Annotated in this window: 1 protein-coding gene; it reads left to right on the top strand. The window is 72.8% G+C overall.

Going from position 1 to position 8,591, the window contains the following annotated elements:
* On the top strand, nt 1-8,591 hold an 8,591-nt coding region (locus IE237_RS40190; protein ID WP_189807177.1), incomplete at both ends, for a type I polyketide synthase.

The following is an 8,591-nucleotide window of genomic DNA, read 5'->3' as shown; positions in this document are numbered from 1 at the left end:
TCCGTGGACGGTGCCTGGATCGAGTCCGAGGGTGTGCTCGATGGTGGGTACTGGTACCGGAACCTGCGTCAGACGGTCGGCTTCGAGCCGGCTGTCCGTTCCCTGATCGGTGAGGGCTTCGGCGTCTTCGTCGAAGTCAGCTCCCACCCCGTCCTGCTCCAGCCCGTCTCCGAGATCGCGGATGCCGCAGATGTCCCGCCGGTGCTGGTGGGCTCCCTGCGTCGTGGTGAGGGTGGCATGCGGCGCATGCTGACGTCCCTCGCCGAGGCGTTCGTGCGCGGGGTGGACGTCGACTGGACGGCCGTCCTGCCTGCTGGCGTGGTCGGCGTTCCGCGCGTGGATCTGCCGACGTACGCCTTCGATCACGAGCACTACTGGATCGAGATGACGGGTGCCGACACCGATGTCGCCTCCGTCGGTCTCGCCTCCACCGACCACCCGCTCCTCGGCGCCGTCGTCGAGCTGCCGCAGTCGGACGGGCTGGTCTTCACCTCCCGCCTGTCGCTGCGCACGCACCCGTGGCTCGCGGACCACGCGATCCAGGGCTCGGTCGTCATCCCCGGCACCATCTACGTCGACCTGGCCATCCGCGCCGGTGACGAGTTCGGCTGCGGTGTACTGGACGAGCTCGTGATCGGGGCACCGCTCGTGCTCCCCGAGGACGAGGCCGTCCGCATCCAGGTCGCCGTCGGTGGTGCCGACGAGTCCGGTCGTCGCACGGTGGGCGTGTACGCGTCCCGTGGTGACGCCGTGGAGAGCGGCGGACAGGAGTGGACCCGGCACGCGTCGGGTGTGCTGTCTCCGGTGGCTCCGGCTTCGGTGGGGACGCGGTTCGACTTCGCGCAGTGGCCGCCGGCCGGTGCGGAGCCGGTGGACATCGAGGGTTTCTACGAGGACCTGACCGAGCGCGGTTACGCGTACGGGCCGGCGTTCCAGGGCCTGCGTGCCGTCTGGCGCCGGGGCGAGGAGCTCTTCGCCGAGGCCGCCCTGCCGCGTGAGCCGCGGGAGGACGCGGGCCGCTTCGGTCTGCACCCGGCGCTCCTGGACGCCGCTCTGCACACGAACGCCTTCGTGGCACGCGAGGACGACGGCCGGAACGTCCTGCCGTTCGCGTGGAACGGTGTGGTGCTGCAGGCGGCCGGTGCGGCGGCGCTGAGGGTGCGGGTTGCTCCGTGTGGTCCGGACGCGTTGTCGTTCGACGCGGCGGACGAGTCGGGTGCTCCGGTGCTGACGATGGATTCGCTGGTGTCGCGGCCGGTGTCGGCGGAGCAGCTGGACGCCGCGGGCGCCGGTGCCGGTGTGGATTCGCTGTTCCGGCTGGAGTGGTCCGAGCTGTCGGGGGTCACGGTCTCCGGTGGCGGCGACGCTCCGGCTGCTGTGGTGACGGATGCGGCGGATGTGGTGTCGCTGGTCGAGGGCGGTGTGGTCCCGCCGCTTGCGGTGCTTGAGGCCGTCGACGGTGCGGATGCCGATGGTGCTGTGGGGCTGCTGGGCCGGGTGCTCGGTGTGCTGCAGTCGTGGCTGGTGGCGCCCGGGTTCGAGGAGTCGCCGCTGGTGGTGGTGACGCGTGGCGCGGTGCCGGCCGGCGATGGGTCCGAGGTGTCGGACGTGGCCGGTGCTGCGGTGTGGGGTCTGGTGCGGGCCGCGCAGGCGGAGTATCCGGACCGGGTCGTGCTGCTGGACGTGGAGCCGGGTGTCGAGATCGGTTCTGATCTCCTCGCGGGTGTGCTGGCTGCGGGTGAGCCGCAGGTGGCGGTGCGTGGTGCGGTGGTGTCGGTGCCGCGTCTGGCGCGTGCCGCTGCTGTGACCGGTGCCGGTGAGGGGGTCTTCGATCCTGAGGGCGCGGTTCTGATCACCGGTGGTACGGGTTCCCTCGCGGGTGTGCTGGCCCGTCATCTGGTCTCGGTGCACGGGGTGCGTCACCTCGTGCTGGCGAGCCGTCGCGGTGCGGCGGCTGAGGGTGCCGCGGAGCTGGTGGAGGAGCTGTCGGTCGCGGGTGCCACGGCGACGGTCGTCGCCTGTGACGTCTCCGACCGCGACGCCGTCGCCGGGCTCCTGGACGACATCTCCAACGAGCGCCGGCTGACCGGCATCGTCCACACGGCCGGCGTCCTCGACGACGGTGTCCTCGCCTCCCTCACCGACGAGCGCCTCGCGGGTGTGTTCGCCCCGAAGGCCGCCGCGGCCCACCACCTGGACGAGCTGACGCGCGGCATGGACCTGGACGCCTTCGTGGTGTTCTCCTCCGCGGCCGGCATCTTCGGCTCGGCGGGTCAGGGCAACTACGCCGCCGCCAACGCCTACCTCGACGCCCTCATGCTCCGCCGCCGCGCGGCGGGCCTGCCGGGTGTCTCCCTCGCCTGGGGCCTCTGGGAGCAGGTCACCGGCCTCACCGGTCACCTGGCCGCCGTCGACCAGGCCCGTATGGGCCGTGGCGGTGTCCTCGCCCTGTCCTCCGCCGAGGGCATGGAGCACTTCGACTCCGCCGTGGCCGGCGACCAGGCGCTGCTGGTCCCGATCAAGATGGACCTGCGTGCCGTACGGGCGGAGGCCACCGCCGGCGGCGGTGTGCAGCCGGTGCTGCGCGGTCTGGTCCGTCCGGGCCGCCGCGCGGCCCAGGCCGCCGGTGCGGGTGACCGCAACGCCCTCGCCCAGCGCCTGGCGGGCCTCGCGCCCGCCGACCAGGAGAAGACCCTTCTGGAGATCATCGCCGCCGAGGCCATGGACGTCCTCGGCGTCAACGTCGGCGACCTGGCCCAGGGCGGCCGGGGCTTCAGCGAGCTCGGCTTCGACTCGCTGACGGCGGTCGAGCTGCGCAACCGGCTCAGCGCGACGACGGGCGTGAAGCTCCCCGCCACGCTGATCTTCGACTACCCGACCCCGCGCGCCCTCGCGCGTTACCTGCGCGACGAGTTCAGCGGTCAGACGGCCGCCGTGGCCCCCACCGCGCGCACCACCGTGTCCACGGACGACGACCCGATCGTCATCGTCGGCATGGCCTGCCGCCTGCCCGGCGGGGTCGCCGGTCCGGAGGACCTGTGGCGGATGGTGCACGAAGGCCGTGACGGCATGTCCGGCTTCCCGACGGACCGCGGCTGGAACCTCGACGGGCTCTTCGACTCCGACCCCGACCACGCGGGCACGTCCTACGTCCAGCAGGGCGGCTTCCTCCACGAGGCCGGGCGCTTCGACGCGGGCTTCTTCGGGATCTCGCCGCGTGAGGCCATGGCGATGGACCCGCAGCAGCGGCTGCTCCTGGAGACCTCGTGGGAGGTCTTCGAACGCGCGGGCATCGACCCGACGCAGGCGCAGGACACGAACATCGGTGTCTTCTCCGGAGTCTCCATCCACGACTACCTCGGTGCGCTGGAGCAGGTGCCGGAGGAGTTCGAGGGCTTCGCGACGACCGCCATCGCCGGCAGCGTCGCCTCGGGCCGCGTCTCGTACGTCTTCGGCTTCGAGGGTCCCGCGGTGACCGTGGACACGGCCTGCTCGTCGTCCCTCGTCGCGATCCACCTGGCGGCCCAGGCGCTGCGGCAGGGCGAGTGCACCATGGCCCTCGCCGGCGGCGTGGCCGTCATGGGATCCCCGGCCGGTGTGCTGGGCTTCTCGCGCCAGCGCGGCCTGGCCGCCGACGGCCGCATCAAGGCCTTCTCCTCCACCGCCGACGGCACGGTCCTCTCCGAAGGCGTCGGTGTCGTCCTGCTGGAGCGGCTCTCGGACGCCCGCAGGAACGGCCACCAGGTCCTTGCCGTCGTCCGAGGTTCGGCCATCAACCAGGACGGCGCGTCCAACGGCCTGACGGCTCCGAACGGTCCTGCGCAGCAGCGCGTGATCCGCAAGGCCCTCGCCGACGCCGGCCTGACGTCGGCGGATGTCGACGTCGTCGAGGCGCACGGTACGGGGACGACGCTGGGCGACCCGATCGAGGCGCAGGCGCTGCTTGCCACGTACGGCCAGGGCCGTGAGGAGGGCCGACCGCTCTGGCTCGGCTCGCTGAAGTCCAACATCGGTCACACGCAGGCCGCCGCCGGTGTGGCGAGCGTCATCAAGATGGTCGCGTCGATGCGGCACGGCATCCTTCCGGCCACCCTGCACGTCGACGAGCCGACCCCGCAGGTCGACTGGACGGCGGGCGCGGTCGAGCTGCTGACCGAGGAGCGCGCGTGGCCCGAGTCCGAGCGCCCGCGCCGCGTGGGCATCTCGTCGTTCGGCGTCAGCGGGACCAACGCCCACCTCATCCTGGAGCAGGCGCCGCAGGCGGCCTCCGTAACCGAGGCGGGTCCGGCGCCCGAGGGTGACGCGGTGCTGCCGTTCGTCGTGTCGGCGAAGAGCGCGGCAGCGCTCGCCGGGCAGGCGCAGCGGCTGGCGGAGTTCGTCGAGACGGAGTTCGCCGAGACGGCACTCGTGGAGACGGAGTCCGACGAGACGGCCTCCGACAAGACCGCGTCCGCCGGGGACGACGTGAACGTCCCGCTCGCCGGCCTGGCCGCCTCCCTCCTCTCCGACCGCGCCCTCCTCCCGGACCGCGCCGTGGTCGTGGCCGCGAGCCGCGAGGAACTCCTCGCCCGTCTGCGCGTGCTGGCCGCCGGTGAGTCCGGCGCCGGTGCCACGTCCGGTACCCGCACGGGTACGGGCAAGCTCGTCCTGCTCTTCCCGGGCCAGGGCGCGCAGCGCGCCGGCATGGGCCGCGACCTCTACGCCCGCTACCCGGTCTTCGCCGAGGCGTTCGACCAGGCGTGCGCGGAGCTCGACGCGGCTCTCGCCGGATGGGTGGCCCGCCCGATCCGCGAGCTGGTCCTCGCCGACGAGGACGGCGCCGACGCGCGTCTGCTGGATCAGACGGTGTACACCCAGGCGGCCCTCTTCGCCGTCGAGACGGCCCTGTTCCGGCTCGTCGAGTCGTGGGGGATCCGCCCCGACGTGGTGATGGGCCACTCGATCGGTGAGATCAGCGCCGCGTACGCGGCCGGCATGCTGTCGCTGAAGGACGCCGCCACGATGGTCGCGGCCCGCGGCCGCCTGATGCAGGTCCTGCCGACCGGTGGCGCGATGGTGGCCGTCGCGGCGGGCGAGGACGAGATCCGCGCCCTGCTGGCCTCCACGGCCGTCACGGGCGTCGACATCGCCGCCGTCAACGGGCCCGCGTCCGTGGTCCTCTCCGGCGACGAGGGCCCCGTCCTCGAACTCGCGGAGCAGCTCAAGGCGTCGGGCCGCAAGGTCAAGCGTCTCGCGGTGTCGCACGCGTTCCACTCCGCCCGGATGGACGCGATGCTCGCCGAGTTCGCCGGGGAACTGGCCGCCGTCGCGTGGCAGCCGGCGAACATCCCCGTCGTCTCGAACGTCACGGGCCGCGTCGTCGAGGACGACCTGATGCGGACCACGGAGTACTGGGTGGAGCACGTACGCCGCCCGGTGCTCTTCGCCGCCGGTGTCCAGGCCGCGTGGGAGCACGGCGGCCAGGTCTTCCTGGAGCTCGGCCCCGGCGCGTCCCTGACCGGACTCGTCCGGGAATCGGCCGCCGAGGCGGACGGCGCGGGCGCGGCGGACGTCGTCTGCGTGCCGGCGCTGCGGGACGGGCGCGACGAGAGCCAGACGCTCCTCGACGCCCTCGCCGAGGCCTTCGTACGGGGTGTGGACGTCGACTGGACGGCCGTACTGCCGAACGGCGTCGCCGGCGGACCGCGCGTGGCACTGCCCACGTACGCCTTCGACCACGAGCACTACTGGCTGCGGACGGCGGACGCCCCCTCGGACGCCACGTCCCTCGGGCTCTCGGCCGCCGACCACCCGCTGCTCGGCGCGAAGGTCGACGTTCCGTCGACCGGTGGACTGCTCTTCACCTCCCGTCTGTCGCTGCGCACGCACCCGTGGCTCGCGGACCACGCCGTTCACGGTGTGGTCCTGGTCCCGGGGACGGCGTACGTGGACCTCGTGGTCCGCGCCGGCGACGAGTTCGGCTGCGGTGTGCTGGACGAGCTGGTCATCGATGCCCCGCTCGTGCTGCCCACGGAGGGCTCGGTCCGCATCCAGGTCGCCGTGGGTGGTGCCGACGAGTCCGGTCGTCGCACGGTGGGCGTGTACGCGTCCCGTGGTGACGCGGCGGAGGACGGCGGGCAGGTGTGGACCCGGCACGCGTCGGGTGTGCTGTCTCCGGTGGCTCCGGCTTCGGTGGGGACGCGGTTCGACTTCGCGCAGTGGCCGCCGGCCGGTGCCGAGTCGGTCGACATGGATGGTTTCTACGAGGACCTGACCGAGCGCGGTTACGTGTACGGGCCGGCGTTCCAGGGTCTGCGCGCGGTCTGGCGTCGGGGCGAGGAGCTCTTCGCCGAGGCGGCCCTGCCGAAGGAACTGAGCGAGGAGGCAGGCCGGTTCGGGCTGCACCCGGCGCTGTTCGACGCCGCGCTGCAGTCGGTGTCGGTGGGTGGCCACGGCCAGGACGGCGCCGCGTCCGAGGAAGGCATCGCGCTGCCGTTCGCGTGGAACGGTGTGGTGCTGCAGGCGGCTGGTGCGGCGGCGCTGAGGGTGCGGGTTGCTCCGTGTGGTCCGGACGCGTTGTCGTTCGACGCGGCGGACGAGTCGGGTGCTCCGGTGCTGACGATGGATTCGCTGGTGTCGCGGCCGGTGTCGGCGGAGCAGCTGGACGCCGCGGGCGCCGGTGCCGGTGCCGATTCGCTCTTCGGGCTGGAGTGGTCCGAGCTGTCGGGGGTCACGGTCTCCGGTGGCGGCGACGCTCCGGCTGCTGTGGTGACGGATGCGGCGGATGTCGTGTCGCTGGTCGAGGGCGGTGTGGTCCCGCCGGTCGCGGTGCTTGAGGCCGTCGACACGGTCGATGCCGGCGCTCCTGTCGGCCTGTTGAGCCGGGTGCTGGGTGTGCTGCAGACGTGGCTCACGGATCCCGCGCTCACGGAGTCGCCGCTGGTGGTGGTCACGCGTGGTGCGGTCGCGGCCGGCGAGTCCGGTGTGCTGGATGCCGCCGGTGCTGCGGTGTGGGGTCTGGTGCGGGCCGCGCAGGCGGAGTATCCGGACCGGGTCGTGCTGCTGGATGTGGAGCCGGGTGTCGAGATCGGTTCCGGTCTCCTCGCGGGTGTGCTGGCTGCGGGTGAGCCGCAGGTGGCGGTGCGTGGTGCGGTGGTGTCGGTGCCGCGTCTGGCGCGTGCCGCTGCTGTGACCGGTGCCGGTGAGGGGGTCTTCGATCCTGAGGGCGCAGTTCTGATCACCGGTGGTACGGGTTCCCTCGCGGGCGTGCTGGCCCGTCATCTGGTCTCGGTGCACGGGGTGCGTCACCTCGTGCTGGCGAGCCGTCGCGGTGCGGCGGCTGAGGGTGCCGCGGAGCTGGTGGAGGAGCTGTCAGTCGCGGGTGCCACGGCGACGGTCGTCGCCTGTGACGTCTCCGACCGCGACGCCGTCGCCGGTCTGCTGGACGGCATCTCCGCCGAGCGCCGACTGAGCGGTGTGATCCACACGGCCGGCGTCCTCGACGACTGCCTGCTGGGCGCGTTGAACGAGGACCGTCTCGCGGGCGTCTTCGCCCCGAAGGCCGCCGCCGCCCATCACCTGGACGAGCTGACGCGTGGCCTGGACCTGGACGCGTTCGTGGTGTTCTCCTCCGCGGCCGGCATCTTCGGCTCGGCGGGTCAGGGCAACTACGCCGCTGCCAACGCCTACCTCGACGCCCTGATGCTCCGCCGCCGTGCGGCGGGCCTGCCGGGTGTCTCCCTCGCCTGGGGCCTCTGGGCCCAGACGTCCGGTGGCATGACCGGTCACCTCGGCGCCGCCGACCAGGCCCGCATGGGCCGCGGCGGTGTCCTGGCCCTGTCCTCCGCCGAGGGCATGGACCTCTTCGACTCGGCCGTCGCGGGGGAGCAGGCCCTGCTCGTCCCGATGAAGCTGGACCTGCGTGCCGTACGGGCGGAGGCCACGGCCGGCGGCGGTGTGCAGCCGGTGCTGCGCGGTCTGGTCCGCCTGGGCCGCCGCACGGTCCAGGCCGGTGCGGGTGACCGCAACGCCCTCGCCCAGCGCCTGGCGGGCCTCGCGCCCGCCGACCAGGAGAAGACCCTTCTCGATCTGGTCCGTACCCACACGGCGACCGTGCTGGGACACGCGACGGTCGAACGCGTCGACGCGGACAAGGCGTTCAAGGACGCCGGCTTCGACTCGCTGACGGCGGTCGAGCTGCGCAACCGGCTCAGCACGGCGACGGGCGTGAAGCTCCCCGCCACGCTGATCTTCGACTACCCGACCCCGCGCGCCCTCGCGCGCCACCTGCGCGACGAGTTCGGCGGACGCACGTCCGCCGCCGCTCCCCTCGCCCCGGCCGCCTCCGTCTCCACGGACGACGATCCGATCGCGATCGTGGGGATGGCGTGTCGTCTGCCGGGTGGTGTGACGAGTCCGGAGTCTTTGTGGCGGATGGTGAGTGAGGGGCGTGAGGGTCTGTCGGGGTTCCCGGTGGATCGTGGTTGGGACTTGGAGGGTCTGTTCGACGCTGATCCGGACAATCCGGGGACGACGTACGTCCAGCGGGGCGGCTTCCTGCATGAGGCGGGTCGGTTCGATGCGGGGTTCTTCGGGATCTCGCCGCGTGAGGC

Source organism: Streptomyces tanashiensis, assembly GCF_014648895.1.
Lineage (GTDB): Bacteria > Actinomycetota > Actinomycetes > Streptomycetales > Streptomycetaceae > Streptomyces > Streptomyces tanashiensis.
Note: the sequence above shows the minus strand (reverse complement) of the source record. Positions and strands in the feature narration are given on the sequence as shown.